The following is a 26,372-nucleotide window of genomic DNA, read 5'->3' as shown; positions in this document are numbered from 1 at the left end:
GCGCCGTGTGACTTGAGCCTTAGGCGTAGTCGGCGAGTGCTGTGCGCATCTTCTTCATGGCGCTCGCTTCGATCTGGCGAATGCGCTCGGCCGAGACACCGAACTCGTCGGCCAGCTCGTGCAGCGTCGAGCCGCCCGTGCCGTCGTCGGCGACGTTAAGCCAGCGCGCCTCGATGATGCGGCGGCTACGCGCGTCGAGTGCCTCCAGCGCGCTCGCGATGCCGTCCGACTGCAGACGGTCGCGCTGACGCGAAGCGATCACAGCGGTCGGCTCGCTGTGCGAGTCGGCGAGCCAGGCGATCGGGGCGAACGACTCCTCGCCGTCGTCGTTCTGGCTTTCGAGAGCGATATCCGAACCCGACAGACGCGTTTCCATCTCCACGACTTCTTCGCGCTTCACGTTCAGTTCCTGCGCGAGGCCGTCGATTTCCTCGGGCGTGAACGACTGCAGGCCCTGCTTGTGGCTGCGCAGGTTGAAGAACAGCTTGCGCTGGGCCTTGGTCGTGGCGACCTTCACCATGCGCCAGTTGCGCAGGATGTATTCATGGATCTCCGCCTTGATCCAGTGCATGGCGTACGACACGAGACGCACGTTCTGCTCGGGGTCAAAGCGCTTCACAGCCTTCATCAGGCCGATATTGCCTTCCTGGATCAGGTCGGCATGCGGCAGGCCATAGCCCAGATAATTGCGCGCGATCGACACCACGAGTCGCAGGTGCGACAGTACGAGGCGGCGCGCGCCTTCGAGATTATTTTGCTCGCGATACTCGGTCGCGAACTGGCGCTCCTCTTGCGGCGTCAACATCGGGATCCGGTTCACGGCCTGAATGTAGGCGTCGATGTTGCCCAGTTGGCCAGGCAGCATGGAAGCGTTCGCGAGCGCCAGTACACCCGAACCCCCGGCCTTGGCCGACGACGGGCTAAGCATATTCGGAAGGGTCATGGTCATTGCGTTGCTCACGTAGCGAACTCCTCAGGAATCTTGCAAAAGTCAGACATCGACTCCACGGTGGATGTTAGCACTCTCAATTACCGAGTGCTAATACTTCGAGTCTGTAGGGGCTTCAAGGTTCCGCCGCCACTATCGAAATATTTGTTTCGATAGATTTCAGCGAAACACTGAGAGGCAAGCTGGACGGGGCTTGCCGCCCGTCGAGGTCCCGCACACACCGGCGGGCCGAAGGAATACTCTAGAACGTGGCCGTCATCCGTGGCGGATGCGGAGGAGAAAAAGGGGTTGGAGTGATCGGTTTTCGGGCGGCCGCCGCCTCGCGGCGATGTCTGGATATCGGGCCCGAATTTCGATGCCCGGACCTGTCTAATAGACACGGGATCGGGCCAAAAGTGCTGCGATGCGACATTCGGGCACGGCCGGTCAGGTGCGGCCGGCGAGGCACGGCCGGTCAGGCGCGGCCAGATAGGCACGGCCGGACGGGCAGGGGCGGTGAGGCGCGCTTTGCACGGCCTTCGACGTCTACCTGTGTCGTATTGGCCTCATATGGGGGCGATCCATTTGATCGCAAGTATCCATGCGTCAAAACCTGGTATAAATTTCAGCGAGGCGCGTGCGATAAATCTTCGGTGCGAGTCGGCGCGGTGACGTGGACTTGTGCGCAAGGGGCTCTGGCAATGGTTGCAAAAGTAATCGAAGCAATTCGCGGGCTGGAGCGCGAGCGGTTTCGCGCGATGGTGGACGGCGACGGCTCGTCGCTGGATCAACTGCTGTCCGACCACGCCACCTTCGTCCACACGAACGGCAAACGCGAGACCAAACAGCAGTTCATCGACGCGATCACGGCCGGGCGCCGCCGCTACCGCCAGATCGAGATCCAGTCGCAGGACGTGCTGCCGGTGGGGCGCGAGACCTGCGTGATCTCGGGCCGCGCGCTGATCGAAATGGAAGCGAACAACGGCGCGCTGCTCTATCCGATTGCCTATACGGCGATTCAGACCCAGGAGGATGGCCACTGGCGTCTGCTCGCGTGGCAGGCGACGCGTTGCGCGATCGAGTGACGACCGGTAGGTCCACTCGCCGATACCGCCTTCTGGGCGTATCGGGCGCACGCCGGCGGCCCGTCTTGCCGCCGACGCTCAACGGCGTCACCCCTTGCTGCTTCCACTAAACCGCTTCTTTCACTGTGCCGCCGCGCTTACGCGCGGCAGCGTCACTTCGCGCACGTCCGAGTGCGCCCTGGTGTGATCAAGCCGCCGCGCGCTGATCGACTTGCGGCCACGCGGCGCGGTTGACCGCGCTCACCATGGCGGCGACGGCCGCATGGGCGGCGTCGTCGGCGACCCCGACGCCATGGCGCAGCGGCTGGCCGCCCACCCGGCAACCGACGAAGACCGCCGTGGCGCCCTGCGCCGTGCGCAGGGTTTCGAACGAGGTGACTTCGACGCCAACGCCCGCGGCCGCCGCGATCGCCGCGCCCACGGCCCGCGCATGCGCCTCGTCGATCTGCGCCGCCGCCGGCATGGCGACTTCGCGCCCCTCCCAGCGCACCCGTCCCGCGCCTGCGTGCGCGGCCGGCCCGCGCGTCTCGAGGTATTCGCGCGAGAAGAGCGCGCAAATGGCGTCGCCCGAGATCTCTTCGCCCGAGCCGTCGGTGACCGTCTGCACGGCGTGGCTGAATTCGATCTGCACGCGGCGCGGCGGCGTGAAGCCCATGCCGCGCTCGAGCAGCCAGGTGGCGCCGCCCTTGCCCGACTGGCTGTTCACGCGGATCACCGCGTCATAGCTGCGGCCGAGATCGGCGGGATCGATCGGCAGATAGGGCACTTCCCACAGCGCATCGGCTTCTTGCTGCGCGAAGCCCTTGCGGATCGCGTCCTGGTGCGAGCCCGAGAATGCCGTGAACACGAGGTCGCCCGCATACGGGTGGCGCGGATGCACCGGCAGCTGATTGCAGCGCTCGACCACCTGGCGCACGGCGTCGATATCGGAGAAGTCGAGGCCCGGGTCGATGCCCTGCGTGTAGAGATTCATCGCGAGCGTCACGAGGTCGACATTGCCGGTGCGCTCGCCGTTGCCGAACAGGCACCCTTCGATGCGGTCCGCGCCCGCGAGCAGCGCCATTTCGGCGGCGGCCACGGCCGTGCCGCGGTCGTTGTGCGGATGCACCGAGAGCACGATGCTGTCGCGGTACGCGAGGTTGCGGTCCATCCACTCGATCTGGTCGGCGTAGACGTTGGGCATCGCGGCTTCGACGGTCGCCGGCAGATTCACGATCATCTTGTGATCGCGCGTCGGGCGCCAGGTCTGGGCCACGGCGTCGCAGACTTCGCGTGCGAACGAGAGTTCGGTCATGCTGAAGGTTTCCGGCGAGTACTGGTAGATCCAGTGCGTGCCGGGGCGCGCGTCGGCGTACTGGCGGATGAGGCGCGTGCCTTCAACCGCGAGCGCCTTGACCTCGTCTTTCGACTGCCCGAACACGATCTTGCGGAAAGACGGGCAGATCGCGTTGTACAGATGCACGATCGCGCGCGGCACGCCTTCGAGCGCCTCGAACGTGCGCGCGATGAGTTCCTCGCGCGACTGCACGAGCACTTCGATCGTCACGTCTTCCGGAATGCGCTTTTCTTCGATCAGCTTGCGCACGAAATCGAAGTCGGTTTGCGACGCCGACGGAAAGCCGACTTCGATTTCCTTGAAGCCGATCGCGACCAGCATCTCGAAGAATTCGAGCTTCTGCTCGATGCTCATCGGCTCGATCAGCGACTGGTTGCCGTCGCGCAGGTCGGTGCTCATCCAGATGGGCGCGTGTTCGACGGTGCGCGTGGGCCATCGGCGGCCGTTCAGGCGGATGGCGGGGAAAGGGCGGTACTTCTCGGCGGGATTACGCAACATGACATGCCTCGTTCTTCGTGGTGTCGTTTGCGATGGCGGTCGGCAGCGGGCGGCTGGCTGGCTGACGACGAGGCACGATGCGCACAACTTCGGGCGAACGGGCGGCAACCGCGAACGCGAAGAAGATGGCCACGGTGACGGCGGTAACCGGCGCGGCAGAAGCGGACATGAACGAAGCCCATGCAACGTGCATTTTGACCCTCGCGACTCGTCCGAACGGTAAACGGACGAATGCAGACGACTGGTTGTGGAGAAACTACGGTTTGGGGTACTGCGAGAACTGCTTGGGAGGACTGCCGACCGGAGAGGGGGTCGCGCAGCGCTACGCCTGGCTTACGCTAGACGTAGCGATAGGGCCGCTAGGCGGCCGGAGGTAATTCGGAGGGTGTTCGGAAAGGAACGCATTCGTCCAATGTAAGCGAGGACTGGCGAACCTGTCAACAGCGAATGCGTGCTTTTGCGTCGCGGAGTTGCGCGCAGATGAGCGGCGTTACACGCGCTTCGTGATGCGCTTGATCGTCTCGACCTGGCGGGCGATGGCCTCGGGCACCGGCGCGTCGCCGCGCAGCACGGCCTCGATCCAGGCGGCTGTCGTGGGGGCGTCGCGGCCTTCGGGCAGATCGATTTCGGGGCTGTCCGGCGACGAGCGCACCGGCTCGATCAAGGTCTCGCAGACGCCGTCGTGCAGCCAGTCCACCTGCACCTGGCGGCGCGTGTCGGCGACGGCTTCGCCCTCGGTGCCGCGTGCGAGCAGCGCCCCGCCCACGGCGGCCTCCGGGTGCGCCGCGAACAGTGCGCTCAGGCTTTCGCGATAGGGCGGATGTGTGTAGTTCACGAGCCGCAGGCCGGGCTGCGCGAACGGCTGCAGCAGCTTGACGAGCGTGTGCGTGGAGTTGCGCACGCCCATGCGCCGGCGTAGCGACAAGAGCCGCGCGAGCTTGGGCGCGAGCGTTTCGATCGACGCGAACGCCACGCGCCGCCCGGCAAGCTGCGCCTCGATCGTCGCGTGATCGCTGGCGCCGGGCAGGTTCAGCGCCGCGAAGATTTCGGCGCTCGTCACGCGGCCCGGATCGACGACGACGCCGTGCACGAGCGTCGGCACGCCTTCGCGCGCGAGCAGCAGCGCGAGCAGCGGCACGAGGTTCGGCTGCTTGCGTGCGCCGTTGTAGCTCGGGATCGACACCGGGCGAAACGCGCCTTCGGGCAACGCGATCGGTGCGAACGACGCGTGCGCGGCCGCAAGCATGGCGGCGAGTTCGTCGGCGGTTTCGCCCTTGAGCCGGTAGGCGAGCAGCACAGCGCCCAGTTCGAGATCGGGCACGCGGCCGTCGAGCATCGCCGCATAGAGCGCATGCGTGTCTTCCGGCGACAGCGAACGCGCGCCGTGCGGCCCGCGGCCGATCTCCTTGATGAAGCGGGCGCAGGAGAAAGTTTCGGTGGAGTCGGGGGCGTTCATGGCGGCGTGAGTGTGGTGCAGGCGGCACGCAGCGCAATGGCGGCGTGATGAGGGGCAATGACGCCGCTTTCGTCTGCGTTTTGGTCTGGATCGGTCCGGGGTACGGGAAGTATCGCACGAGCGCCTCGGTCCACCGCCACCGTAGCGCGTTACACTCGCGTTCTACGCCGCGCATGCCGCACCGCTGCGGCCGCGTGCCTCACTCGCTTGCCGCGCGCCTTGAACCGCGCGCGGTCCATCACGAAGACGGAGAAACCGATGACCTACGTATTTGACCCGGTGCCGCAAGCCGCAGTGCCCGTGGCCGGCACCGACGCACAATTTCCGGTGCGGCGCATCTACTGCGTCGGCCGTAATTACGAGGCGCACGCGCGCGAGATGGGGCACGATCCGGACCGCGAGCCGCCGTTCTTTTTCGCCAAGCCCGCCGACGCGCTGCTCTACGTCGCGCCCGGTACGACCGCCGAATTTCCGTATCCCGCGCAATCGCAGAACGTCCATTTCGAAATGGAGCTGGTCGCCGCGATCGGCAAGGGCGGCAAGAACATTCCCGTCGAGCGCGCGCTCGACCACGTATTCGGCTACGCGCTCGGTCTCGACATGACGCGCCGCGACCTGCAAGCCGAAGCGAAGAAGCTCGGCCGCCCATGGGACACCGCGAAGGGCTTCGACCATTCCGCGCCCATCGGTCCGATCTATCCCGTCGCGCAAGTCGGCCAGTTGGCCAGTGGGGCGATCTGGCTCACGGTCAACGACGAGGAGAAACAGCGCTCGGACATTTCGCAGATGATCTGGCCGGTTGCCGACACGATCGCGTTTCTTTCCACGCTGTTCGAGCTGAAGGCGGGCGACCTGATCTACACGGGCACGCCGGAGGGCGTCGGCGCGGTGAAGCCGGGCGACGTGATGAAGGGCGGCGTGGACGGCATCGGCGAGTTTGCCGTGCACGTCGCGTGAGCGCATTGATAGAAGAGCATGAGGGGAGCATGAGGCTTTACAGCTATTTCCGGAGTTCGGCGTCGTATCGCGTGCGTATCGCGCTGAATTTGAAGAACCTGCCATACGAGTACGTGCCGGTGCATCTGGTGCGCGAGGGCGGCGAGCAACTGAAGCCCGCCTACCGCAAGGTCAATCCCGACGCGATCGTGCCGACGCTCATCGACGATGAGAACCACACGATCCAGCAATCGCTCGCGATCATCGAGTATCTCGAGGAGACGCATCCCGAGCCGCCGCTGTTGCCGAAGTCGCCCGCCGATCGAGCGCACGTGCGCTCGATCGCGCTGCAGATCGCGTGCGAGATTCATCCGATCGACAACCTGCGCGTGCTGAGATACCTCAAGCGTACGCTGGGCGTGGACGATGAGGCCAAGGATGCCTGGTATCGGCACTGGATCGAAGCCGGGTTCACCACGCTGGAAGAGCGCCTTGCGAACGATCCGCGCACGGGCAAGCTCTGCTACGGCGATACGCCGACGCTGGCCGACCTGTGCCTCGTGCCGCAGATCTACAACGCGAATCGCTTCAAGATCGACACGACGCGCTATCCGACCATCCAGCGCATTCATGACTACGCCATGCAGCTCGACGCGTTCGTGCGCGCGGCGCCGGGCGTGCAGCCGGATGCGGAGTGAGCCGGGTGAAAGTCAAGCGCGTGAGCGCATGAAAAAAATGGCGTCGTTCTCGCGAACGACGCCATTTTGTTTTGCGCCTGGGAGCGGGATCAGTTCCCGAGCAGCGCGTCCGCGAACTCTTCGGCCACGAACGGCTGCAGGTCCTCGACCTTCTCGCCCACGCCGATGAAATACACCGGAATCGGGCGCTGGCGCGCGATGGCTGCGAGAATGCCGCCCTTCGCGGTGCCGTCGAGCTTCGTGACGATGAGGCCGGTCAGGCCGAGCGCGTCGTCGAACACCTTCACCTGGGTGAGGGCGTTCTGCCCCGTATTCGCGTCGATCACGAGCAGCACTTCGTGCGGCGCGCCGTCGAGCGCCTTGCCGATCACGCGCTTGACCTTCTTCAGCTCATCCATGAGGTGCAGCTGCGTGGGCAAGCGGCCGGCCGTGTCGGCCATCACCACGTTGATGCCGCGCGCGCGCGCCGCGCTCACCGCGTCGAAGATCACGGCGGCCGGGTCGCCGCTTTCCTGCTGCACGACCGTCACGTTGTTGCGCTCGCCCCAGATCGTGAGCTGCTCGCGCGCGGCCGCACGGAAGGTGTCGCCGGCGGCCAGCAGCACGCTCTGGTCGAAGCTCTGCAGATGCTTGGCGAGCTTGCCGATGCTCGTGGTCTTGCCCGCGCCGTTCACGCCCGCGATCATCATCACGAGCGGCTGCGCGCGGCCCAGCATGAGCGATTTTTCGAGCGGCTCGAGCAGGTCGATGAGCAACTGGCGCAGCGCGTCCTTCACTTGCTGGGCGTCGGTCAGGCGCTCAGCGCGCACCTTCTGGCGCAGCGTTTCCAGCAGGTACTCGGTGGCGTCGACGCCCGCGTCGGACATCAGTAGCGCGGTTTCGAGCTCCTCGTAGAGGTCGTCGTCGATCTTCGCGTTGACGAAGATGCTCTGAATGTTCGAGCTCGTCTTCGAAAGCCCCGACTTCAGGCGCGAGAGCCACGACTTCTTCGCGTTGGCGTCGGGCGCGGGCGGCGGGACGATTTCGACGGTTTCGAGCTCGCTCTCCACGGCCTGTGGCGCGGCGGCGCTCACCGCAGCCGGAATGTGCGCAGCGGGCGCGGAAACGGAGGACGGGACATCTGCGGCCGCTTCGTCGGGCGCAGCCTGCGAGTCCGTTTCGGCCGCCTCGTTCCCGGCGCCCTTCGAGCCCCGGAGTCGTTTAAAGAAACTGAACATGGTCTGGTGTGAGGAAAACGCGCCGCGGTCTGACCGAGGGACGGTCATGGACGTAGCTCAAGCGGGCAACGCGTGGAAAACACGTCATTTTATCAGGCGCCTCCGGGCGCGTCGTCGGGGCAGGCGTGCGGTATCCATCCCAGCGCCTGCGCAACCCTGTGGTAACGTTCGCGCATTGGCCAGCGCGGCGCTTGCGCGCGCGGCAAGTCGTGCCGTGCCTGCCGCCGTCCGGGCGGCGAGCGCCGGTGCGCAACAGTACCGATTCACTCAGAAAAAAACGCATGCCCCGTTCATCCTCCCCGCGCCCGCAAGGCGCCCGCGCAGTTCGTGGTGCCCAATCCGGCTCGCCGTCCGGCCGTGCCGGCGGCCCGCACACGATCCGCATCATTGGCGGCGACTGGAAGCGCACGCCGCTGCCGGTGCTCGATCTCGAGGGCCTGCGGCCCACGCCCGACCGCGTGCGCGAGACGCTCTTCAACTGGCTCGGCCAGCGCCTCGACGGCCTGCGCTGTCTCGACCTGTTCGCGGGCAGTGGCGCGCTCGGCTTCGAAGCGGCGTCGCGTGGCGCTGCACGCGTGGTGATGGTCGAGCGCAATGCGCGCGCCGCCGCCCAGCTGCGCGCGAACCAGGCGCGCCTTGGCGCGCGCATGATCGAGGTTGCCGAAGCCGATGCGCTGCGCCTCGCCGCCAGTCTCGCGCCACGCTCGTTCGACGTCGTGTTCCTCGATCCGCCGTTCGGCGATGCCGCGCTGCTCGCGCGCTCGCTCGAGCTGGCCGCGCCGCTCGTCGCAGCCGACGGCTGGCTCTACGTGGAGTCGGGCGAGGTCGTGGCTCCCGCGACGCAGCCCGCGCTGGCGGGCTGGAGCGTGGTGCGCGAGGGCAAGGCGGGGGCGGTTCGCTATCATTTGCTGCAGCGCGAAAATGAGGAATAATGCGCGTTCGATAAAGAAGCGGCGGGCGGCTTCAGGCGCCACGCAGGCACTCGCGCATGCGGCGCACGAGCCGCACATTGCGCCCCATTTCTGTTGAGAGGAGAAGCCTCATGGTAGTCGCCGTGTACCCCGGTACGTTCGATCCGCTCACGCGCGGTCACGAAGATCTCGTGCGGCGCGCGTCGAGCATTTTCGACACGCTGGTGGTCGGTGTCGCCGACAGCCGCAACAAGAAGCCGTTCTTCTCCCTCGAGGAACGGCTCGAGATTGCGCACGAGGTGCTCGGCCACTATCCGAACGTTCAGGTGATGAGCTTCAAGGGCCTGCTCAAGGATTTCGTGCGCAACAACAACGCGCGCGTGATCGTGCGCGGCCTGCGCGCCGTGTCGGACTTCGAATACGAGTTTCAGATGGCGGGCATGAACCGCTACCTGCTGCCCGACGTCGAGACGATGTTCATGACGCCGTCGGATCAATACCAGTTCATTTCGGGCACGATCGTGCGCGAAATCGCCCAGTTGGGCGGCGATGTCAGCAAGTTCGTGTTTCCTTCGGTGGAGAAGCGGCTGCAGGACAAGGTGGCCGCGCTCGGCGGGCCGGCCTGAGCCAGGTTCGAGCGGCGTGCGCCGCGCGGCGCGGCTTTCTTCCCTTTCTGAAGCGCAGCGGTCACAAGCTCCGAAGGCCCGGCAAGGCGCGGGCCGCGGCGCTATAATGGCTTGTTTTTGAAGGGAAACGTGAGAGTAGTATGGCCCTGATGATTACCGACGAGTGCATCAATTGCGACGTCTGCGAGCCCGAGTGCCCGAACGATGCAATTTCGATGGGCCCCGAAATCTACGTGATCGACCCGAAGAAGTGCACCGAATGCGTCGGCCACTTCGACGAGCCGCAGTGCATCCAGGTCTGCCCGGTCGAGTGCATTCCGAAAAATCCGGAACATGTGGAGTCGCACGAGCAGTTGATGGAGAAGTATCGCGCGCTTGTGGCGGCGAAGAACGCTTGAAGCGCAGGCAGGCCTCGCGCCCATGCGGAAATAAAAAAACGCGCCTCGATGAGGCGCGTTTTTTGTTTGATGCGCGGCTTTTAGCCGACGATGACCTTCAGGGCTGCGACCAGCGTAGCGCATTCGTCGTCGGTGCCGATCGAGATGCGCAGGTGCTGGCTCACGCGTGGCGCGTTGAAGTGGCGCACGAAGATCTCTTTCTCGCGCAGCTTCGCGGCGAGTTGCGCGGCGTCGTGCGCGGGATGCTTCGCGAACACGAAATTGGCCGCCGAGGGCACGACCTCGAAGCCCAGCGCTTCGAGCGAGGCCGTCAGGCGCTCACGGCTCTCCATGACGTGTCTGCGCGTGCTTTCCAGCCACTCGGCATCCTCGTAGGCCGCCGTCGCCGCGGCTTGTGCGAGGCGGTCGAGCGGATACGAGTTGAAGCTGTCCTTCACGCGGTTGAGCGCGTCGATCAGATCGGCGTGGCCGAACGCGAAGCCCACGCGCATGCCAGCAAGCGAGCGCGATTTCGACGTCGTGTGCACCACCAGCAGGTTCGGGTAGCGGTCGATCAGCGCGATCGCCGATTGCGCGCCGAAATCCACATAGGCCTCATCCACGATCACCACCGAGTCGGCGTTCGCCGCCACGAGGCGCTCGACTTCCGCGAGCGGCAGCGCGTGGCCGGTGGGCGCGTTGGGATTCGGGAAGATCACGCCGCCGTTCGTCGCGCCATTCGCCGGCAGATAGTCGTCGACGCGAATCGCGAACTGCGCGTCGAGCGGCACCGTGCGGTACTCGACGTCGTAAAGACGCGCGTACGTCGGATAGAAGCTGTACGTGATATCGGGAAAGAGGATCGGCTTGTCGTGCTTGAGCAGCGCCTGGAATGCGTGCGCGAGCACTTCGTCGGAGCCGTTGCCCACGAACACCTGGTCCGCGCGGATGCCGTGGTGCGCGGCCACCGCGGCGCGCAGGCGCCTCGCGACCGGGTCCGGATAGCGGCGCAGCGACTCGGCCGTCTCGCCGAGCTCGGCGCGGATCGCTTCGAGCACGCGCGGGGAGGGCGGGTACGGGTTCTCGTTGGTGTTGAGCTTCACCGGCTTCGCGAGCGCGGGCTGCTCGCCCGGCACGTAAGGCACGAGGCGGTGGACGATGTCACTCCAGTAACGACTCAAGACGCTCTCCTTCAATGCTTCATGGGGCCTGCTGACAATGCACGCGACGTACGCGCGCGAAGATCACCCGTTGCGATGCAGCTGCATGACGGCGCGCTCGGCCTCGCCCTTCACGAAGGTGGGCAAGACGGCGAGCGCGCGTTCGATCGACGCGTCGATCACGTCCTGCTCTTCGCGGCGCGGCGGCTTGAGCACGAAGTTCGCGACATCGGGCTTGGCACCCGCGCGCGCGCCTTCGGGAATCAGGTCGCGCGGATGGCCGATGCCGATGCGCAGGCGCCAGTATTGCTGCGTCGACAGATGCGCGGAAATGTCCTTCAGGCCGTTGTGGCCGCCGCTGCCGCCGCCGAGCTTGAGCTTGACGGTGCCGGGCGGCAGGTCGAGCTCGTCGTGCGCGACGAGGATCTCGTCGGGCAGGATCTTGAAGAAATTCGCGAGCGCGACGACCGACTGCCCCGAGCGGTTCATATAAGTCTGCGGCTCGAGCAGATGCACTTCCTCGCCGTAGAGGCGCGCCTTCGCATAGTGGCCGTGGAAGCGCCGCTCGTCGCGCAGCGTCGTGCCGGCTTCGCGCGCGAGCTGGTCCACGAGCCAGAAGCCCGCGTTATGGCGCGTTGCCGTGTATTCGGCGCCCGGATTGCCGAGCCCGACGATCAACCTGATCATTGTGGTGTTCCGCCTGCAGAATTCGTTGAAGCAACCGCCAAGTGTACGAAAAAACTGCGAAAAAAAACCCGCCGGGGCGAACCGCGGCGGGTCACGTCGTCCGTTTCTTTGAAACGGATCGAGAGGATCAGCTTATTTGCTGTAAAGCAGGCTATAAAGCCGCGGCGCTTATTCAGCAGCCGGCGCTTCGCCTTCAGCAGCCGCCTGGGCGCCAGCCGGCACGGGTGCCGACGCGACCACCGGGTTTTCGGCTTCAACGTGCGGGACCAGCGTCACGCCTGCAGGCAGCGTGATGTCCTTGGCGTGCAGCGACTGGCCAGCTTCGATCTTCGCGAGGTCGACTTCGAGGAATTCCGGCAGCGCGCCCGGCAGGCACACCACTTCGATTTCGGAGAGGACGTGCGAGATGATCGCGCCACCCAGCTTGACGGCCGGGTTGGTTTCCTGGTTCATGAAGTGCAGGGGCACCTTCGTGTGGATCTTCTTGTTCGGATCGACACGCTGGAAGTCCACGTGCAGCACGAGCTGACGGAACGGGTGGTATTGCACGTCGCGCAGCAGAACTTGCTGCGACTTGCCGGCCACTTCGAGGTCGAGGATCGACGAGTGGAAGGCTTCCTTCTTCAGGGCGTGCCACAGCGCATTGTGGTCGAGCTCGACCAGTTGCGGCTCAGCGCCGAAACCGTAGACGATGCCCGGCGTCTTGCCAGCATTGCGCAGGCGGCGGCTCGCACCCGTACCTTGCAGATTGCGTTCGAAAGCGATGACTTTCATGGTGTTCTCAGTTATTGCACTGCCCGCGACCAGGCAGTCAGTAAAACGGGGCCGTTCAGGCATTATTGCAGCCGAAAGGCCCCAACGGTACGGCGCAAACCTTCGTCCGTCTGCGCCGATTACACCAAAGCGCGGCACCCTTGCGAATGCCGCGCTTTGGCGCGAATTGCTTTAGCTTTCCGCGAACAGCGACATCACCGAGTCGCCGCGACGGATACGCGAGAACGTTTCTGCCAGCAGACCCGCGCTCGTGAGCGAACGGATCTTCGCGCACGAACGCGCTTCGGCGCCCAGCGGAATCGTGTCGGTCACGACCAGCTCGTCGAGCGACGATGCCGCGATGCGCTCGCCTGCGCCACCCGAAAGAACCGGGTGCGTGGCGTAAGCGAACACCTTCTTCGCGCCGCGTTCCTTGAGCACTTGCGCTGCCTTGCAGAGCGTGCCGGCGGTGTCGACCATGTCGTCCATGATCACGCAGGTGCGGCCTTCGACTTCACCGATGATGTTCATCACTTCGGCGACGTTCGCCTTCGGACGGCGCTTGTCGATGATCGCGAGATCGCAGTTCAGTTGCTTGGCGAGCGCACGGGCGCGCACCACGCCGCCGACGTCCGGCGAAACGACCAGCAGGTTCTCGTAGTTCTGCTTGCGCAGATCGCCGAGCAGCACGGGCGTTGCGTAGATGTTGTCGACGGGAATATCGAAGAAACCCTGGATCTGGTCAGCGTGCAGATCCATCGTAATGATCCGCTCGACGCCCGCGATTTCCAGCATGTTCGCCACGACCTTCGCCGAGATGGCGACGCGCGCCGAACGGGGGCGGCGGTCTTGACGGGCATAGCCGAAGTAGGGGATGGCTGCGGTGATCCGGCCAGCGGATGCGCGCTTGAGCGCATCGACCATGATCATCAGTTCCATCAGGTTGTCGTTGGTCGGCGCGCAGGTCGACTGCAGGACGAAGACGTCCTTGCCGCGCACGTTTTCCTGGATTTCGACCTGGATCTCACCGTCGGAGAAGCGGCTAACCATAGCCTTACCGAGGGGGATACCGAGGATCTTGACGACTTCCTGTGCAAGCGCGGGATTGGCGTTGCCAGTAAAAACCATCAGGCCGTCATGGCTGCTCATCATGCACCTGCTGCGGACTTGGGGGGGCGAGAGGAACTACTTGGGCGAACTGCTTTAGAATTTTTGGCAGGGGAGGAAGGACTCGAACCCTCGCATGCCGGAATCAAAATCCGGTGCCTTAACCAACTTGGCGACTCCCCTACACTCAACTTCGAGCCTGACTGACCGGCAGAGCGATCAGTCACGCAAAACTATGCCGCGAAAGCGAAGAGTGGATGCTTGTCCAGGCTCGATGCGACTGCGCTTCTCCAGTCTGCCGGAAGCTGCGCTTGCGCCGCTTCTGCTTCAGCCCGACTGGCGAACGCTGCAAAAACACTTGCGCCCGACCCGGTCATCCGCGCTGGTGCGATGCTGCTTGAGATATTCCCAAACCATTCGAGCACCTGCGCTACTTCCGCGTATTTTCCTGCGACAACCGCTTGCATATCGTTGTGGCCGAAGCTGTCTGGCCATCCGTTCTGCGTTGCTTGCTGTGCAAGAAAGACTGCTATTGTGCAGGTCTTTGTGTCCCTTGTCAACGACTTTTCTGAAAAAATTTCAGCAGTAGGAACATGAACCCGCGGCGTCACCACCAAAAAATGACGCGGGGGCAATTGTACAGCCTCCAGCGCCTCTCCAACACCCTCCGCGAACGCATTTTTTCCGAACACGAAGAACGGCACGTCGGCGCCGAGTTTGAGCGCGAGCGCCTGCAGTTCCTCGCGCGGCACGTTCAGCTTCCACAGGCGATTGAGGGCGAGCAGCGTGGTGGCCGCATCGGAGCTGCCGCCGCCAAGACCCGCGCCCATCGGCAGACGCTTTTCGATGTCGATCTCGACACCCTCGCTCGTGCCGGTATGTTGCTTGAGCAACGTTGCGGCGCGCACGGTGAGGTCGTGTTCGGCAGGGACGCCGTCGACTTCCGTCGTGCGCGTGATGCGGCCGTCGAGGCGGCGCGTGAAATGCAGCGTGTCACCCCAGTCGAGCAACTGGAACACGGTCTGCAGGTCGTGATAGCCATTGGGCCGACGGCCGGTGATGTGCAGGAAAAGATTGAGTTTCGCGGGCGCGAGGCAGTCGCGCAGCGAGTCCTGAGTTTCGGTCATGATACTGGGCGCCCTGCGGCGGCAAGCGCATCGCGCCTGCCGCCGCCCAGGCGCGATTCCTTTACTGGTCGAGCACGAGCTTGATCTGGAGCGGCGGATCTTCGCGTGTGAGGTTCACGCGCTTGACGCCGGTGGCGGGTGCGTCTGCGTAAGCGAGATAGTCGATGGTCCAGCCGTCTTGCTGGATCTGCGCGAGACGCTGCGGATCTTTCGGATCGGGCGTGGTATGCGCGCGCGACGTGGGTGCAACCGATGGCTGCAGCCAGTAGCGCAAGCCCTCCACGGGCAACGCGAAACCGAGCGCCTGCTGCATCAGCGTGCTGACGTTGTCGGCGGTGAGCGGCTGCTTGTTCGGCAGCTCGAGCATGGCCTCGGCCGGCGACGACGTGACCACGGCCAGCGTCTGCCCAAGCGGATTGAGCAGTTGCAGCGTCACGGTCGAGTCGGTTTCGCGCCAGTCGAAATTGCCGTAGGCATTGCGCTGCTGGCCGTTCTGGTCGTTGTACTGAACGGCGAAGCGGCCATGGTAGGCGCGGCTCGTTTGCGTGGTGAGCGAAGTCGTGGCGCGTGCGGTGGACGGTTCGTGCGGCAGTTGCGTCGCGCAGCCCGCGAGAGCGAGCAGCGCGGCTGCCGCCACGCCCAGCACCGGCCGCCGGACCGATCGGCCGGCGATCCGGCTCGAGACGGATCGCGCAAATACGGCGGCAGTGGCGGCAGGGCGGTGATGCAGAGGAAGTTCAGCCATCAGAGATCGTTGACCTGGAAGCGCTTGAGCGTCTTCAGGAGTGTGTCGTTATCGGGTTCGAGCTTGCGCGCCTCGCGCCAGGCCTGGAGCGCGCCGGCCTGGTCGCCGTTCTTCCACAGCACCTCGCCGAGGTGCGCGCCGATCTCGGCGTTCGGCTGCAGATCGTAGGCCCGGCGCAGCAGCTTGATGGCGTCGGCGTTGTCGCCCATGCGGTACTTCACCCAGCCCACGCTGTCCATGATGAACGCGTCGTCCGGCGCGAGCGCCGAAGCTTTTTCGACGAGCTTGTCCGCTTCCTGCAGGCGCAGGTTGCGGTCCGCGAGCGAGTAGCCGAGCGCGTTGTAGGCCTGCGGGTTGTCCGGCTGCGATTTGATCAACTGGCGCAGCTGCGCTTCCATGATGTCGTAATGGCCGTTCTTTTCGGCGGCCATGGCGTAGTCATAGGTGAGATCCGGGTCGTCCGGGAAGTCGGCGGTGGCCTTGGCCAGGCGCGCCTCTGCCTCCGGATAGCGCTTCGCGTCGAACAGGATGGCGGCGTCCGTGCGCGCGATCAGCGCCTGGTCGCGCGGGTCGTCGGCCTGGATGCTCGCGAGCTGACGGCGTGCGTCGTCGACCTTGCCCTCCTTGTCGAGCATCTGCGCGCGCGTGATTTGCGCGGGCACGTATTGCTGGCTGTTGGGCTGGATCTTGTCGAGCCACTGCTGCGCTTGCGCATTGTCCTTCTGCTCGGCGGCGAGCTGCGCGAGATAAATGTAGCCCTGGCCCGGATCCGCGCCCGGCGTTTTCTCGGCCACCTGCGAGTACTGAATCAGATACTGCCTGGCCTCGTCGTACTTCTTCTGCTGCACGTCGATGAGCGAAAGCGCCATCAGCGGCATCAAGTCGGTCGAGTTGGCCTTGTGCAGGATTTCGAACTGCTTTTTCGCGTCGTCGAGCCGGTCGGCGGCGAGGTAGGTCTGCGCAAGCGCAAGACGTCCTTCGCGCGACTTCGGATTCTGCTGAACATACTTTTCGATCGACGCGATGCCTTCCTGGCGCTCCTCCGGCCCCATCTGCGCGAGCATCAGCGCGGCGGGCAGGTAGTCGGGCTTGATCGTGAGCGCCTGCTCGAACGACTTGCGTGCGGCGGGCACGTCGTCGACAAGCAGTTCCTGGCGGCCGATGGCGAGTTGCGCCTCGGGGCGGTTCATGTCGTCCTTGAGCAGCGCCTTGAGCGTGTCGAGGCCACCCGCGCGATTCGGGCCGCGCGAGAGCAGCAGTTGCAGCGAGAGCAGCGCCTGGCCTCGGCTGTCGGCCGGCACGCGGGCCAGCTCGCGCGCGAGCAGCGGCTGCGCGTCGGCAGGCTTGCCGGCGAGCACGAGCAGCGAGGCGTCGAGCTGCGCAGCGCGCTCGGAATCGGGCGCGTACTGTTGCCAGAGCTGCACGGCGGCGAGCGCGTCGGTGGGGCTTTGCGCGGCGAGGGCGATTTCCGTCGCGCGCTGCGCCATGCGCGGGTCGTGCGTGTCGCGCGCGAGCGCGAGATAGGTCTGATAGGCCGGCGCCGGCTGGTCACGCTGGAGTGCGATTTCGGCGGCGAGCACCTGGAAGACGATCTGGCTCGTGAGCGGTACGCTCGGCAGGTCCTTCATCTCGTCGGGCGAGGCGGGACCGAATGCATCCGGCATGGTGACGGAAGTGTCGTCCGTGTCGGGGGCCTCATCCTGTGCATACGCGCTCGACGTGGTCAGCGCCCACGCCGCGAGCACCGCCGCCGCGATCAGGCGCCGGGGTCCGAACACGCGCAGCGGCGACGCTGCGCGCAGACGCGGGGCTGCCGCTTTCGACTCTTGCGGCGAGCGCTTCGCAAACAGCTTTACGAAAGACAGTTCCATGGAATTCCGTCGAATGTTTCGGTCGATTGTAACGCGCTGGATACAATACGCGCACAACGATGACGCAAGTTGCAGACCAGCCCTGCTACGCTCGCCGGAACCTTTCAGCACAACCTCACAAGCCCTTAGACATGCCAGAGCTGCCAGAAGTTGAAGTTACCCGCAGGGGCATCGAGCCATGGGTCGCGGGCCGCCGTGTCGAGCGCGTCGATGTTCGCAATCCGGCCCTGCGCTGGCCCGTGCCGGCCACGCTCGCACGCACGCTGCGTGGCCGCACGATCCGTTCCGTGGGCCGACGAGGCAAGTATCTGCTTTTCGAGGTCGATGAGGGATGGTTCATCGTCCATCTTGGCATGACCGGCACGCTGCGCGTGTTACGTAATCTTCCAAGGCCGCCCGCGGCGGAGAAGCACGATCACGTCGACTGGCTCTTCGACGACTTCACGCTGCGTTTTCGCGATCCGCGCCGCTTTGGCGCCGTGCTCTGGCATCCGCGCGAGGCGGGCGACGTGCTCGGCCATCCGCTGCTTGCGAATCTCGGCATCGAGCCGTTCACGAGCGCGTTCTCGGGCGCACTGCTGTTTCGCGAGACGCGCGGCCGCAAGGTTTCCGTCAAGCAGGCGCTGCTCGCCGGCGACATCGTGGTGGGCGTGGGCAATATCTACGCGTCGGAAAGTCTTTTTCGCGCGGGCATCCGGCCGACTACGGCCGCGGGCCGCGTCTCGCTCGCGCGCTATGAATTGCTCGCGGACGCCGTGCGCGCCGTGCTGGCCTCGGCGATCGAGAAGGGCGGCAGCACATTGCGCGACTTCGTCGGCAGCAACGGCGAAAGCGGCTACTTTCAGCTCGAATATTTCGTTTATGACCGCGCGGGCCAGCCCTGCCGCGTATGTGGCACGCCGATCAAGCAGATCGTGCAGGGCCAGCGGTCCACTTATTTCTGTCCGCGCTGTCAGCGCTGATTGGCAAGCTCTTCCCTCTTCCATGTATCTTTCATCCGCTTCAACTGAAAAACTCGCGCCGGGCACTTATCCCGACGACCTGCTCGCGAGCTTCGCGCCGCGCCTGATTGCATGGCAGCGCGAGCATGGCCGCCACGATCTGCCATGGCAGAACACGCGCGACCCCTATCGCATCTGGCTCTCGGAAATCATGCTGCAGCAGACGCAGGTTTCCACGGTGATTCCGTATTACGCGCGATTTCTCGAACGCTTTCCCACTGTGGAGGCGCTTGCCGCCGCGCCCATCGACGATGTGATGGCGCTCTGGGCCGGCCTCGGCTACTACTCGCGTGCGCGCAATCTGTATCGATGCGCGCAGGTGGTGGCCGAGGAGCACGGCGGCCAGTTTCCTTCGACGGTCGAAGGGCTCGCCGATTTGCCCGGCATCGGCCGCTCGACGGCGGCGGCGATCGCCTCGTTCGCGTTCGGCGCGCGCGCGACGATCCTCGACGGCAATGTGAAGCGCGTGCTTGCGCGCGTGTTCGGCGTGGAAGGCTTTCCTGGCGAGAAGCGCGTGGAGAACGCGATGTGGACGCTCGCCGAGTCGCTTGTGCCGGGCGCCGATGCCAGCGACGCGGACGTGAGCGCCTACACGCAGGGCCTGATGGATCTCGGCGCGACGCTGTGCACGCGCGGCAAGCCCGATTGCGAGCGCTGCCCCTTCGCGGACGATTGCGTGGCGAAGACGACGGGCCGTCAGCGCCAGCTGCCCGCCGCGCGTCCGAAGAAGGCGGTGCCCACGCGCCGCACGTGGATGCTCGTGCTGCTCGACGGCGATGCGGTGATGCTCGAGAAGCGCCCGCCCACGGGTATCTGGGGTGGCCTGTGGAGCCTGCCCGAAGCGGCCGGCGAAGCGGCGCTGGCCGAGCGCGCGCAGATGTTCGGCGCGACAGCGAAGGCCTCGCCGCTCGCGCCACTCACGCACACGTTCACGCACTTCAAGCTCGACATCGAGCCTCGCGTGGTCGAGATCGAGCAGAAGGGCGCCGCGCTCATGGCGAACGAGGGGGAAACCGTGTGGGTCGCGCTGCGCGAGATCGACGCCTATGGTGTGCCTGCGCCGGTACGCAAGCTGCTCGATAGCCTGCGCGGCTCCTTAATTTGAGGCAAAAACGCGGGCGCTGAGCGCGGCGCTAGGAAAGCCGCCGAAAGCGCCATTAGAGCAGCTGATGCTGCTGCATGTAGTGATGCACGACGTCGATACGCGCACCGGCGTCGTCGAGCTCCATCAGCTTCTGACGCGCGCGCAGCGCGATTGGCAGGACTTCCGCGAGCCGGTTCGAGACCCACGATGGATCGTCGAAACGGAACGGCTCCGCGAACGGCAGGCTTGCCGGGTCGCGCTCGCGTATCGTTGCGATGATGCGCTCGAGCACCTCCGCACACGCACCAAAGCGCGCGAGGCGCTCCGAGCCTTCGAGCGGGATGTCCTCGGGGAGCGGCTCGGCCATGCCGACGAGCAAGCCGTCGGCTTCCGAGCGATGCGAGAGCAGCCGGAAGCGTCGCGTGCCATGCGCGCGGATCAACAGCATACCGAACGCCTCGACGTCGCACTGTTCGATTTCGGCGAGACAGCCCACGTTTTCGGGCACGGCCGCGGTTTCGTCGGGCTGTGCGACTTCGGCGCCGCTCTTGAGCAGGCACACGCCGAACGGCGTTTGCTCACGCAGACATTCGCGCGCCATGTCCAGATAACGCGCTTCGAAGATCTTCAGCGGCAACAGGCCGCCAGGGAAGAGCACCGTATGCAGCGGAAACAGCGGCAAATCGGCGAGCACGGCAGAAGAAGAGGACATGGCGCAACGCTTTCGGTTAAGGCCGCGCTGGCGCGGCCAGTTAGGCGATCAGCCGGGAGGATTCTCCGACGTCGAGTGGCGCGTCGCGATGACGCACGATGACGTTCGACTCGCCGGCAAAGCGCGTGGCGAGCGTCTGGGCAATGTAGACCGAGCGATGCTGGCCGCCGGTGCAGCCAATCGCGACGGTCAGATAGCTGCGGTTGTCGTCGCGAAAATGCGGCAGCCATTTCGCGACGAACGCGTAGATGTCGTCAATCATTGCGTGGACGGCCGACTGCCCGTTCAGAAACTCGATCACGGGCTGGTCGAGCCCGGTGAGCGGGCGCAGGCGGGCGTCGTAGTGCGGGTTCGGCAACGTGCGCACGTCGAACACGAGGTCCGCGTCTAGCGGCACGCCGCGCTTGAAGCCGAACGATTCGAAGGTGAGCATCAACGAGCCGCGCCCGCCTTCGACGAACACCTTGATCCACTGGCGCAGCGCGTTGGCGCTCAGACTGCTCGTGTCGACCTGATGGCCGAATTCGGCGAGATTCGCGACCAGTTCGCGCTCGTGCTCGATCGCTTCTTCCAGGGACTTGAGCATGCCGACGTTGGCGTCGTGCGTGACGGAACCCGAGAGCGGGTGACGGCGGCGTGTCTCCGAAAAGCGCTGAATGAGCGACTGCGTGCTCGCATTGAGGAACAGCACGCGCACGTCGTGCTCGCGGGCGAGGTCGCGGATCATCTCCGGCATGTCCTCGAACGAGGAACTCGAGCGCGCGTCGATGGCAACCGCGAGACGCTCGTAACCGTCTTCGGAGAGATATTGGGCGAGCTGCGGCAAAAAGCGCGGTGGCAGATTGTCGACGCAGAAGTAGCCGACGTCTTCGAGCGCATTGAGCGCCACTGACTTGCCGGAACCCGAGATGCCGGTGATCAGGATGATACGCATGGGAAAGTAGATGAACCCGATTGGGTCATCATAGCATCCGATCTGCGCCGCGGTGATGACGCTCCCGAGGCGCGGCGCGTCAGATCAGCTTGCCGGGGAACTGGCTGTCCGGGTCCTGCATGGCGAGGCGCTGGCGGTCCATGAAGTCGCGCAGGGTATCGATGCCGCGCAACTGCAGAATCGTGTTGCGCACGGCGGCCTCGACGAGCACGGCCAGGTTGCGGCCCGCCGCCACCTGGATCGTGACCTTGCTGATGGGCAGGCCGAGCACGTCCACCGTCTGGCTTTCCAGCGGCAGGCGCTGGAATTCGCCGTCGGGCCGGCGCACCAGTTGCACGATGAGCTTGAGCTTCATCTTCCGGCGCACGGCGGTTTCGCCGAAGATCGTCTTGATGTCGAGCAGGCCCAGGCCGCGCACCTCGAGCAGGTTCTGCAGGAGCGGCGGACAGCGGCCTTCGACGAAGTCGGGGCCGAGGCGTACGAAGTCCACGGCGTCGTCGGCCACGAGGCCGTGGCCGCGGCTGATCAGCTCGAGACCCAGCTCGCTCTTGCCGAGGCCCGAGTCGCCGGTCAGCAGCACGCCCATACCGAGAATGTCGAGGAACACGCCATGCAGCGTCGCGCGCGGCGCGAGGATGCGCGACATGTAGAGGCGCAGACTGTCGATGACGGTGGCCGCCGACATCGGCGTTGTGAAGAGCGGCGTGGACGAGCGTGTGCAGCGCAGGACCAGCTCGGGCGGCGCGGTCATGCCGTCGGCGACCACGAGGAACGGCGGCTCGAGCGCGATGAGCTCGGCCATGTGGCGCGAGCGGTCTTCGTCGGTCTGGCGCTGGTAGTAGTGGATCTCGGCGTCGCCGAGCACCTGGATGCGGTTCGGGTGGATCAGGTTCAGGTGGCCGACGAGGTCCGCACTGGCCGTTGCCGTTGCCACCGTCTCGGCCGAAAAGCCGCGTTCCCAGCCTTCGTGCCCCGTCAGCCAGCTCAGCTTCAGCGTGGTGGCGTTGTCGTCGAAGATGCTTTGGGCGTTGATGCTGGAAGTGTCCATGAGTCCTGGCGCAAAATGCGCAAAAAACCACGAAAAGCCGCGCGTTACATCAAGCTTGCCACTGGGTGAGCAGTCGATGCAACGTTTCGCGATCTTCTTCCGTGTGCAGCCGCTCGCGGGTTTCGCGATCCGACAGCAGTTGGGCGATCTCGGACAGAATTTCAAGGTGCTGCTGCGTGGCCTGTTCCGGCACGAGCAGGAAGATCAGGAGCGAGACGGGCTGGCCGTCCGGGGCTTCGAAGGGGATCGGCTCGGCAAGGCGTACGAAGGCGGCGAGCGGTTGCTTCAGGCCCTTGATGCGTCCGTGCGGAATGGCCACGCCTTCACCGAGGCCGGTGGAGCCGAGGCGCTCGCGCGCGAACAGATTGTCAGTAACCGTGCTGCGGGCAATGCCGTTCTGGTTTTCGAAGATCAGGCCAGCTTGTTCGAAGACGCGCTTTTTGCTGGTAACGGACAGGCCGACGACGACGTTCTCGATGGGAAGTATTTTGGCTAAACGATTCATGTTGGCAGGCGAAAACGTGGCCTGAATGCTCCTCACACCGACATTCGGCGCAGTTGATGCGCCAGGCGGCATGCCGTTGCGCGCAAGAGAAACCCTGCGCAGCCGGCGCCTCGCCTGGCTCAACCAGCGCGGTGCCGGGACCGTGGGGACGTATTACCCCGAAAGCGACTGGACCATTATAGAACAAGCGTACTGGCCGATGGTGCGATGCGCCATGCATTGGCGCAACCATTGTTGCGCGGTTGCACCCCGGAGCACCGTTCGGTGCCGCTCGTTCATGCCTGGCACCCATCAAAATACTCATCAAAAAAGCCGCCCGGCAGGGGCGGCTTCGTTTGCGGTCTATTCAGGACCGCGTCTGCACTTTCGCTTTTACCTTGAAGCGGGGCCGCATCCGCAGCCCCGGCGTTCAGCGCATCATTGCGGCGGGACTTCGATCGGGGCGGCCGGCTGATACTTCAGCGACTCGTGCTGATGCCCTTGCAGGCGGTCCTTATGACGCACGACCTGGCGATCGAGCTTGTCGACCACGAGATCGATGGCGGCGTACATGTCGCCGTTTGCGCTCTCCACGAAAATATCCTTGCCTTTCAGATGAAGGTTCACTTCAACCTTCTGTCTCTTGTCCTTTTCCTTATGGTTGTCGACCGAGAGGACCACATTGCCATCGATGACCTGATCGAAATGTCTTAGCACCCTGTCCAGTTTGGTGATCACGTATTCTCGCAACGCTGGCGTTACTTCGAGATGGTGTCCACTGATCTTCAGATTCATAGTGCTTCTCCAGGCTATTGGCCGCGTGACGCGTGAAGCGCGGCTGTGCCGGTCGACTGACTTGCCCAGGTCGTACGGCTCCCCGAAAGGCCGTTACGAGGGGCTAGCTCGGCCGGCCCTATCCGCCAACTGGCGCCGCGGCCGGAAGGTGCCCATTCCGTTAAGGCCGGAACAGGCTTAAAGAGACTTGCGCAGATTGACCGCTGGAATCTTCAGCGCTTCACGGTATTTCGCGACGGTGCGTCGCGCGACCACGAAACCCTGTTCCGCCAGCAGTTCGGCTATGCGGCTGTCCGAAAGAGGGGATTTGGTGTTCTCGGCTCCTATGAGTTGCTTGATGAGGGCGCGGATGGCGGTAGACGATGCGGCGCCACCGGTGTCCGTTGAAACGTGCGATCCGAAGAAGTACTTAAATTCAAGTGTCCCGAATGGAGTCAGCATGTATTTACCGGTTGTCACACGCGAGACAGTTGATTCGTGTAGGCCCAGCGTATCAGCAATCTCCCTCAAAACCAAGGGGCGCATGGCAATCTCGCCATGCACGAAAAAGTTCTTCTGACGCTCGACGATGGCCTGCGCGACGCGCAGGATCGTCTCGAAGCGTTGCTGGATGTTCTTGATGAGCCAGCGCGCTTCCTGCAACTGCTGCCGCAGCGACCCGCTGCCCGGGTCGCCCCGGTTGTTGCGCAGGATGTTGGCGTACAGGTGATTGATGCGCAGCTTCGGCACCACCTCCGGATTGAGCTCGGCGTGCCAGTTCTGGCCCGTCTTCTTCACGATGATGTCCGGTACCACGTAGTCGGCTTCGGCCTTGCCGTACGCCGCGCCCGGAAATGGCTCGAGCGAGCGGATCAAGGTATGCGCTTCGCGTAATTCGTCGTCGCCGGTCTTCAGTTGCTTGCGCAAGCGCGTGAAGTCGCGTGCGGCGAGCAGTTCCAGATGGTTCGACACGATCTCGAGCGCGAGCGTGCGCGTAGGCGACGAATTGACGCGCAGCAATTGCAGCTTCAGGCACTCCGATGCCGAGCGCGCACCCACGCCCGCCGGGTCGAAGCTGTGCAGCAGCGCAAGCGCCGCACTCAGCTCGTCGGCATCGACTTCCAGCTCTTCCGGGATATCGGCGAGGATTTCCTCGCAGGTCGCCGAGAGGTAGCCGTCTTCGTCGAGCGATTCGATCAGGAACGTAATGAGCGCGCGATCGCGCTGGCTCGCATTGGTCTCGCGCAGTTGCGCCATCAGATGGTCGCGCAGCGTGGTGGTCGATTCGTGGATTTGCAGCGGCGGCAGGTCGTCGTCGTCGGAGGCGCTGCCGGAGCGGCCGTAGTCGTCGAGATTCCACTGGCTGGCCTCGCCGTTCGCGTCGCCGCCGAGGCCGTCGTATTCGTCCACCCCACGCGGCTCGCCTTCGCCGCTTTCGCTGCCGCTGCCCGACGACGTCGTGCCGTGGTCCGCGCCTTGCATCGGCTCGGCGCCAGAGGGCGTGGGCGGCTGGGCGATGACCGAGCCGTCCGCCGCCACGCGCAGCGGGCTCGCGATCCAGTCGTCCTCGTTCTCGAGCAGCGGGTTCTGCGAGATCGCCGTGGCGACCTCCTGCTGCAATTCGAGCGTCGACAGCTGCAGCAGCCGGATCGACTGTTGTAGCTGCGGGGTCAGCGCGAGATGCTGCGAGAGGCGGAGTTGGAGGCTGGCTTTCATGGCGGTGTGCGATTCATTGTAAAGAGTTTGCCACGCTCGCGATACCACGCGACATTCGCGAAAACGCGTGTGCTCTGCGGTGGTGCGCGGCCCGGCCACAGGGGCGAATTTGGTGCGCAAACAGGCGTGCGCGAGATGCCCGCGCATACGGGCGCGCCGTTTGTGGCGCACGCGCCTCATTGGGCGGCCACCAGCGGGCAAACACTACGGAAAACTCAGGGGGAAGCTAGAGGCACGGCAGATGGCGCGTGGCCGGCCGCACTGGCCCGGGTAGGGCGCGCGGCATTCCGGGCGCGGGCTGTGCAGCCAGCGCCCGGGGTGGGGCGTGTCACATGCGGAAGTGTTCGCCGAGATAGACGCGGCGCACGTTCTCGTTTTCGATGATCTCGCCGGGGGCGCCCGCGGCGAGCACGCTGCCATCGCTGATGATGTACGCGTGGTCGCAGATGCCGAGCGTCTCACGCACGTTGTGGTCCGTGATCAGCACGCCGATGTTGCGCTGCTTGAGGAACTTCACGATCTTCTGGATTTCCAGCACGGCGATCGGGTCGACGCCCGCGAACGGCTCGTCGAGCAGGATGAAGCTCGGATCGGTCGCGAGCGCGCGTGCGATTTCCACGCGGCGGCGCTCGCCGCCCGACAGCGAGAGCGCCGGATTGTCGCGCAGGTGCGCGATCTGGAGCTCGTCGAGGAGCGCGTCGGAGCGCGTGGCGATGGCGTCCTTCGAGAGGCGCTTGCCCTGCTCGTCGGTCTGCAGTTCCAGCACCGCGCGGATGTTCTCCTCCACGGTGAGCTTGCGGAACACGGAGGCTTCCTGCGGCAGATAAGAAAGGCCGAGCGCCGCGCGCTTGTGAATCGGCAACAGGCTGATGGACTCGCCGTCGAGGTCGATCTCGCCCGCGTCGAGCGGCACGAGGCCCACGATCATATAGAACGAGGTGGTCTTGCCCGCGCCGTTGGGCCCGAGCAGCCCGACCACTTCGCCGCTCTTCACGTCGAGCGAGACGTCCTTGACGACGGTGCGCGAGCCGTAACGCTTCTTGAGGTTGCGCACGACGAGCGAGCTCGTCTTGCCCGCGGCCGGGCGCTGATGGATGGGGG

The 26,372-nt window shown here is 65.0% G+C and carries 27 protein-coding genes and 1 tRNA gene; 8 read left to right on the top strand and 20 right to left on the bottom strand.

What is annotated here, in order from left to right; genetic code table 11:
- Window positions 1-19: 19 nt before the first annotated feature.
- Entirely contained in the window at window positions 20-961 is a 942-nt protein-coding gene (gene rpoH / locus BO1_RS25645; protein ID WP_028219993.1) for an RNA polymerase sigma factor RpoH, read from the bottom strand.
- Window positions 962-1,629: 668 nt separating this feature from the next.
- On the opposite strand from rpoH, the gene BO1_RS25640 reads away from it, so the two are divergent.
- Window positions 1,630-2,013, top strand: a complete 384-nt coding sequence (locus BO1_RS25640; protein WP_028219992.1) for a nuclear transport factor 2 family protein — start codon at window positions 1,630-1,632, stop codon at window positions 2,011-2,013.
- Between the two features lie 187 nt (window positions 2,014-2,200).
- On the opposite strand, the gene leuA is transcribed toward BO1_RS25640, so the two are convergent.
- The 3 genes from leuA to ybiB all read right to left on the bottom strand — a co-directional run bounded on the left by leuA (window position 2,201) and on the right by ybiB (window position 5,303).
- The gene (gene leuA / locus BO1_RS25635; RefSeq protein ID WP_028219991.1) at window positions 2,201-3,847 is read right to left on the bottom strand and encodes a 2-isopropylmalate synthase; all 1,647 of its coding nucleotides are present in this window, start codon (window positions 3,845-3,847) and stop codon (window positions 2,201-2,203) included.
- The gene (locus tag BO1_RS25630; RefSeq protein ID WP_156992401.1) at window positions 3,837-4,016 is read right to left on the bottom strand and encodes a hypothetical protein; all 180 of its coding nucleotides are present in this window, start codon (window positions 4,014-4,016) and stop codon (window positions 3,837-3,839) included. The genes leuA and BO1_RS25630 overlap by 11 nt, the downstream gene beginning before the upstream one ends.
- Window positions 4,017-4,337: 321 nt before the next feature.
- Window positions 4,338-5,303, bottom strand: coding sequence for a DNA-binding protein YbiB (gene ybiB / locus BO1_RS25625; RefSeq protein WP_028219989.1), 966 nt, complete (start codon window positions 5,301-5,303; stop codon window positions 4,338-4,340).
- Between the two features lie 258 nt (window positions 5,304-5,561).
- Here ybiB and BO1_RS25620 point away from each other — a divergent pair, with 258 nt between their 5' ends.
- Window positions 5,562-6,260 carry a fumarylacetoacetate hydrolase family protein gene (locus tag BO1_RS25620; RefSeq protein ID WP_028219988.1) on the top strand — a complete coding sequence of 233 codons (699 nt, stop codon included), beginning with the start codon at window positions 5,562-5,564 and terminating at the stop codon, window positions 6,258-6,260.
- Between the two features lie 29 nt (window positions 6,261-6,289).
- Window positions 6,290-6,937: a maleylacetoacetate isomerase gene (maiA, locus tag BO1_RS25615; protein ID WP_028219987.1), complete on the top strand. Its 648-nt coding sequence runs from the start codon at window positions 6,290-6,292 to the stop codon at window positions 6,935-6,937.
- 89 nt (window positions 6,938-7,026) lie between these two features.
- Here the strand turns inward: maiA and ftsY are convergent, their stop codons facing one another.
- A complete protein-coding gene (ftsY, locus tag BO1_RS25610) occupies window positions 7,027-8,154 on the bottom strand; it encodes a signal recognition particle-docking protein FtsY (RefSeq protein ID WP_028219986.1) in 1,128 nt (375 codons plus the stop codon).
- A gap of 281 nt (window positions 8,155-8,435) precedes the next feature.
- On the opposite strand from ftsY, the gene rsmD reads away from it, so the two are divergent.
- The 3 genes from rsmD (at window position 8,436) to BO1_RS25595 (ending at window position 10,089) form a co-directional block, all read left to right on the top strand.
- Window positions 8,436-9,086 carry a 16S rRNA (guanine(966)-N(2))-methyltransferase RsmD gene (gene rsmD, locus BO1_RS25605; protein ID WP_028219985.1) on the top strand — a complete coding sequence of 217 codons (651 nt, stop codon included), beginning with the start codon at window positions 8,436-8,438 and terminating at the stop codon, window positions 9,084-9,086.
- 110 nt (window positions 9,087-9,196) lie between these two features.
- On the top strand, window positions 9,197-9,691 hold the full coding sequence (coaD, locus tag BO1_RS25600) for a pantetheine-phosphate adenylyltransferase (protein WP_028219984.1): 495 nt from the start codon (window positions 9,197-9,199) through the stop codon (window positions 9,689-9,691).
- Window positions 9,692-9,831: 140 nt separating this feature from the next.
- Window positions 9,832-10,089 (top strand): YfhL family 4Fe-4S dicluster ferredoxin, encoded by a 258-nt coding sequence (locus BO1_RS25595; RefSeq protein WP_028219983.1) that lies wholly within the window; start codon window positions 9,832-9,834, stop codon window positions 10,087-10,089.
- 80 nt (window positions 10,090-10,169) lie between these two features.
- On the opposite strand, the gene hisC is transcribed toward BO1_RS25595, so the two are convergent.
- From hisC to BO1_RS25555, 8 genes are all read right to left on the bottom strand, one after another.
- Window positions 10,170-11,249 carry a histidinol-phosphate transaminase gene (hisC, locus tag BO1_RS25590; protein WP_028219982.1) on the bottom strand — a complete coding sequence of 360 codons (1,080 nt, stop codon included), beginning with the start codon at window positions 11,247-11,249 and terminating at the stop codon, window positions 10,170-10,172.
- A 63-nt stretch (window positions 11,250-11,312) separates the two neighbouring features.
- On the bottom strand, window positions 11,313-11,915 hold the full coding sequence (gene pth / locus BO1_RS25585; RefSeq protein WP_028219981.1) for an aminoacyl-tRNA hydrolase: 603 nt from the start codon (window positions 11,913-11,915) through the stop codon (window positions 11,313-11,315).
- Between the two features lie 168 nt (window positions 11,916-12,083).
- Entirely contained in the window at window positions 12,084-12,689 is a 606-nt protein-coding gene (locus BO1_RS25580; protein ID WP_028219980.1) for a 50S ribosomal protein L25/general stress protein Ctc, read from the bottom strand.
- 171 nt (window positions 12,690-12,860) lie between these two features.
- On the bottom strand, window positions 12,861-13,817 hold the full coding sequence (locus BO1_RS25575; protein ID WP_028219979.1) for a ribose-phosphate pyrophosphokinase: 957 nt from the start codon (window positions 13,815-13,817) through the stop codon (window positions 12,861-12,863).
- Between the two features lie 64 nt (window positions 13,818-13,881).
- Window positions 13,882-13,958: transfer RNA gene (locus tag BO1_RS25570), tRNA-Gln, on the bottom strand.
- Window positions 13,959-14,008: 50 nt separating this feature from the next.
- Window positions 14,009-14,902 carry a 4-(cytidine 5'-diphospho)-2-C-methyl-D-erythritol kinase gene (ispE, locus tag BO1_RS25565; protein WP_028219978.1) on the bottom strand — a complete coding sequence of 298 codons (894 nt, stop codon included), beginning with the start codon at window positions 14,900-14,902 and terminating at the stop codon, window positions 14,009-14,011.
- A 61-nt stretch (window positions 14,903-14,963) separates the two neighbouring features.
- The gene (gene lolB / locus BO1_RS25560) at window positions 14,964-15,647 is read right to left on the bottom strand and encodes a lipoprotein insertase outer membrane protein LolB (protein ID WP_084688191.1); all 684 of its coding nucleotides are present in this window, start codon (window positions 15,645-15,647) and stop codon (window positions 14,964-14,966) included.
- Window positions 15,647-17,518, bottom strand: coding sequence for a tetratricopeptide repeat protein (locus BO1_RS25555; protein ID WP_028219976.1), 1,872 nt, complete (start codon window positions 17,516-17,518; stop codon window positions 15,647-15,649). The genes lolB and BO1_RS25555 overlap by 1 nt, the downstream gene beginning before the upstream one ends.
- A 131-nt stretch (window positions 17,519-17,649) precedes the next feature.
- On the opposite strand from BO1_RS25555, the gene mutM reads away from it, so the two are divergent.
- Window positions 17,650-18,480 (top strand): bifunctional DNA-formamidopyrimidine glycosylase/DNA-(apurinic or apyrimidinic site) lyase, encoded by an 831-nt coding sequence (gene mutM, locus BO1_RS25550; RefSeq protein ID WP_028219975.1) that lies wholly within the window; start codon window positions 17,650-17,652, stop codon window positions 18,478-18,480.
- A 22-nt stretch (window positions 18,481-18,502) separates the two neighbouring features.
- The gene (mutY, locus tag BO1_RS25545) at window positions 18,503-19,624 is read left to right on the top strand and encodes an A/G-specific adenine glycosylase (protein ID WP_084688190.1); all 1,122 of its coding nucleotides are present in this window, start codon (window positions 18,503-18,505) and stop codon (window positions 19,622-19,624) included.
- 52 nt (window positions 19,625-19,676) lie between these two features.
- On the opposite strand, the gene BO1_RS25540 is transcribed toward mutY, so the two are convergent.
- From BO1_RS25540 to lptB, 7 genes are all read right to left on the bottom strand, one after another.
- Window positions 19,677-20,315 (bottom strand): LON peptidase substrate-binding domain-containing protein, encoded by a 639-nt coding sequence (locus BO1_RS25540; protein WP_028219973.1) that lies wholly within the window; start codon window positions 20,313-20,315, stop codon window positions 19,677-19,679.
- Window positions 20,316-20,355: 40 nt separating this feature from the next.
- A complete protein-coding gene (gene rapZ, locus BO1_RS25535; protein ID WP_028219972.1) occupies window positions 20,356-21,249 on the bottom strand; it encodes an RNase adapter RapZ in 894 nt (297 codons plus the stop codon).
- 79 nt (window positions 21,250-21,328) lie between these two features.
- Window positions 21,329-22,297: an HPr(Ser) kinase/phosphatase gene (gene hprK, locus BO1_RS25530; RefSeq protein ID WP_027795920.1), complete on the bottom strand. Its 969-nt coding sequence runs from the start codon at window positions 22,295-22,297 to the stop codon at window positions 21,329-21,331.
- A gap of 49 nt (window positions 22,298-22,346) precedes the next feature.
- A complete protein-coding gene (gene ptsN / locus BO1_RS25525; RefSeq protein ID WP_028219971.1) occupies window positions 22,347-22,802 on the bottom strand; it encodes a PTS IIA-like nitrogen regulatory protein PtsN in 456 nt (151 codons plus the stop codon).
- Window positions 22,803-23,219: 417 nt separating this feature from the next.
- Window positions 23,220-23,576 (bottom strand): ribosome hibernation-promoting factor, HPF/YfiA family, encoded by a 357-nt coding sequence (gene hpf, locus BO1_RS25520; protein ID WP_028219970.1) that lies wholly within the window; start codon window positions 23,574-23,576, stop codon window positions 23,220-23,222.
- A 177-nt stretch (window positions 23,577-23,753) separates the two neighbouring features.
- The gene (locus tag BO1_RS25515; RefSeq protein WP_028219969.1) at window positions 23,754-25,271 is read right to left on the bottom strand and encodes an RNA polymerase factor sigma-54; all 1,518 of its coding nucleotides are present in this window, start codon (window positions 25,269-25,271) and stop codon (window positions 23,754-23,756) included.
- Between the two features lie 328 nt (window positions 25,272-25,599).
- Window positions 25,600-26,367 (bottom strand): LPS export ABC transporter ATP-binding protein, encoded by a 768-nt coding sequence (lptB, locus tag BO1_RS25510; RefSeq protein ID WP_028219968.1) that lies wholly within the window; start codon window positions 26,365-26,367, stop codon window positions 25,600-25,602.
- Window positions 26,368-26,372 lie beyond the last annotated feature (5 nt).

Origin of the sequence: Paraburkholderia oxyphila NBRC 105797, assembly GCF_000685075.1 — a bacterium.
In the GTDB taxonomy this organism is placed as follows: Bacteria; Pseudomonadota; Gammaproteobacteria; order Burkholderiales; family Burkholderiaceae; genus Paraburkholderia; species Paraburkholderia oxyphila.
The sequence above is the reverse complement of the archived record's forward strand: the minus strand, read 5'-3'. Positions and strand labels throughout refer to the sequence as shown.

What these genes read in the sequence shown, in the direction of transcription:
- hprK (WP_027795920.1), bottom strand. Translation starts at nt 22,297, where the DNA reads ATGGACACTTCCAGCATCAACGCCCAAAGCATCTTCGACGACAACGCC.
- pth (WP_028219981.1), bottom strand. Translation starts at nt 11,915, where the DNA reads ATGATCAGGTTGATCGTCGGGCTCGGCAATCCGGGCGCCGAATACACG.
- BO1_RS25555 (WP_028219976.1), bottom strand. Translation starts at nt 17,518, where the DNA reads ATGGAACTGTCTTTCGTAAAGCTGTTTGCGAAGCGCTCGCCGCAAGAG.
- BO1_RS25595 (WP_028219983.1), top strand. Translation starts at nt 9,832, where the DNA reads ATGGCCCTGATGATTACCGACGAGTGCATCAATTGCGACGTCTGCGAG.
- maiA (WP_028219987.1), top strand. Translation starts at nt 6,290, where the DNA reads ATGAGGCTTTACAGCTATTTCCGGAGTTCGGCGTCGTATCGCGTGCGT.
- leuA (WP_028219991.1), bottom strand. Translation starts at nt 3,847, where the DNA reads ATGTTGCGTAATCCCGCCGAGAAGTACCGCCCTTTCCCCGCCATCCGC.
- ptsN (WP_028219971.1), bottom strand. Translation starts at nt 22,802, where the DNA reads ATGAATCGTTTAGCCAAAATACTTCCCATCGAGAACGTCGTCGTCGGC.
- ftsY (WP_028219986.1), bottom strand. Translation starts at nt 8,154, where the DNA reads ATGTTCAGTTTCTTTAAACGACTCCGGGGCTCGAAGGGCGCCGGGAAC.
- mutY (WP_084688190.1), top strand. Translation starts at nt 18,503, where the DNA reads ATGTATCTTTCATCCGCTTCAACTGAAAAACTCGCGCCGGGCACTTAT.
- hpf (WP_028219970.1), bottom strand. Translation starts at nt 23,576, where the DNA reads ATGAATCTGAAGATCAGTGGACACCATCTCGAAGTAACGCCAGCGTTG.
- coaD (WP_028219984.1), top strand. Translation starts at nt 9,197, where the DNA reads ATGGTAGTCGCCGTGTACCCCGGTACGTTCGATCCGCTCACGCGCGGT.
- BO1_RS25540 (WP_028219973.1), bottom strand. Translation starts at nt 20,315, where the DNA reads ATGTCCTCTTCTTCTGCCGTGCTCGCCGATTTGCCGCTGTTTCCGCTG.
- BO1_RS25620 (WP_028219988.1), top strand. Translation starts at nt 5,562, where the DNA reads ATGACCTACGTATTTGACCCGGTGCCGCAAGCCGCAGTGCCCGTGGCC.
- BO1_RS25515 (WP_028219969.1), bottom strand. Translation starts at nt 25,271, where the DNA reads ATGAAAGCCAGCCTCCAACTCCGCCTCTCGCAGCATCTCGCGCTGACC.
- BO1_RS25640 (WP_028219992.1), top strand. Translation starts at nt 1,630, where the DNA reads ATGGTTGCAAAAGTAATCGAAGCAATTCGCGGGCTGGAGCGCGAGCGG.
- BO1_RS25575 (WP_028219979.1), bottom strand. Translation starts at nt 13,817, where the DNA reads ATGAGCAGCCATGACGGCCTGATGGTTTTTACTGGCAACGCCAATCCC.
- ybiB (WP_028219989.1), bottom strand. Translation starts at nt 5,303, where the DNA reads ATGAACGCCCCCGACTCCACCGAAACTTTCTCCTGCGCCCGCTTCATC.
- rapZ (WP_028219972.1), bottom strand. Translation starts at nt 21,249, where the DNA reads ATGCGTATCATCCTGATCACCGGCATCTCGGGTTCCGGCAAGTCAGTG.
- lolB (WP_084688191.1), bottom strand. Translation starts at nt 15,647, where the DNA reads ATGGCTGAACTTCCTCTGCATCACCGCCCTGCCGCCACTGCCGCCGTA.
- BO1_RS25630 (WP_156992401.1), bottom strand. Translation starts at nt 4,016, where the DNA reads ATGTCCGCTTCTGCCGCGCCGGTTACCGCCGTCACCGTGGCCATCTTC.
- mutM (WP_028219975.1), top strand. Translation starts at nt 17,650, where the DNA reads ATGCCAGAGCTGCCAGAAGTTGAAGTTACCCGCAGGGGCATCGAGCCA.
- ispE (WP_028219978.1), bottom strand. Translation starts at nt 14,902, where the DNA reads ATGACCGAAACTCAGGACTCGCTGCGCGACTGCCTCGCGCCCGCGAAA.
- rsmD (WP_028219985.1), top strand. Translation starts at nt 8,436, where the DNA reads ATGCCCCGTTCATCCTCCCCGCGCCCGCAAGGCGCCCGCGCAGTTCGT.
- BO1_RS25580 (WP_028219980.1), bottom strand. Translation starts at nt 12,689, where the DNA reads ATGAAAGTCATCGCTTTCGAACGCAATCTGCAAGGTACGGGTGCGAGC.